This is a genomic window from Pseudomonas sp. RL_105y_Pfl2_101, from assembly GCF_963970585.1.
GTDB lineage: Bacteria > Pseudomonadota > Gammaproteobacteria > Pseudomonadales > Pseudomonadaceae > Aquipseudomonas.
Genome location: NZ_CAXAPG010000130.1, coordinates 1 through 1,027, shown reverse-complemented (window position 1 = coordinate 1,027; position 1,027 = coordinate 1). Strand labels below are relative to the sequence as shown.

Below are 1,027 nucleotides of genomic sequence, written 5' to 3'. Positions count from 1 at the left end.
GCGAACGGCCAAGAGCCCTATGCGTGGCTACGCCTCGTGCTGGAACGATTGCCGCAAGCTGAATCAGTCGAAGACTTTGAGGCACTACTGCCTTGGAATGGGAGGGCATCATGAGTATCAATATTGATCACTTGAGCGTCGATGAATTAGTGACGTTGAATCACCACATCATCGAACGACTGAAGATGTTGGAGTCGTTGGAGGCGCACAAGTCAATGATGCAGTTCCATCCGGGGGCTCGGGTAAGCTTCGACTCACCCAATGGTGAACGCCTGTCCGGCACCGTCATGAAGTTCAACCGTAAGACCGTCACGGTGGTGACCGACACCAGTCAGCGGTGGAATATTTCACCGCACTTGCTGTCACCGATCAAAAACGTGCAGGCGGGGACGGTGGTGGATATCAGGCCGAAAAAATGAAGTAATGTGCCGAGAAGGGGCTCCGCGTTCGCTTGATTTGGTGGCCTTGCCTTATGTGCCTTCTGTTTGGACAGGTGGGGTTCATGGAGCGCTTACAATGTACCGTTGACGATCAGGTTTCCGTCATCAATGCGCTTTCCGTGGTCATGGTCTTGTTCCTCTGATGTATAGAGTTCCAATTAAGCATCGGGGAGTCATTACGGCTACTGTCAGGAATGACAGGTCGTACGGGTTATCTGACAAAGGGTGCCTATCTAACCATCCGGTTCAAGGTTTGATGAGATAACAAGATGTGGCAATTGCCCAAGGGTGAAGGAGCTGACGCCCTTCACCCTTGATTCTTTGCAATCACGGCTCACACAGTTCCGGGCACGCCGCATTGAAAATAGATGCGTCCCCTTTTTCCACTTTTTCCAAGAGCGAAATGATCTCTATGTGATTCATCTCATTGAAAATTCATCTATAAAAAACATGTCGGCTGTGAATGGCACTTACTTAACGGCTAACTAACTGATACGGCTGCAAAAAATGAAAAAAGGCTGGCCTTGGTCTACGGTGATAGTTGCGAACACACACCGATCAAGCAAGGACACAGCCCGAGTGAATCG

2 protein-coding genes are annotated in these 1,027 nt (G+C 50.0%); both read left to right on the top strand.

The window, feature by feature from the left end; all coding sequences use genetic code 11:
* A partial coding sequence (locus tag AACY31_RS28770) for a transposase domain-containing protein (protein ID WP_339503919.1) occupies positions 1-114 on the top strand: 114 nt, incomplete at its 5' end.
* Entirely contained in the window at positions 111-419 is a 309-nt protein-coding gene (locus AACY31_RS28765; protein ID WP_339481458.1) for a hypothetical protein, read from the top strand. The genes AACY31_RS28770 and AACY31_RS28765, both read left to right, overlap by 4 nt.
* Positions 420-1,027: the final 608 nt, after the last annotated feature.

Coding starts and splice junctions, on each gene's coding strand:
- AACY31_RS28765 (WP_339481458.1), top strand. CDS start 111: ATGAGTATCAATATTGATCACTTGAGCGTCGATGAATTAGTGACGTTG.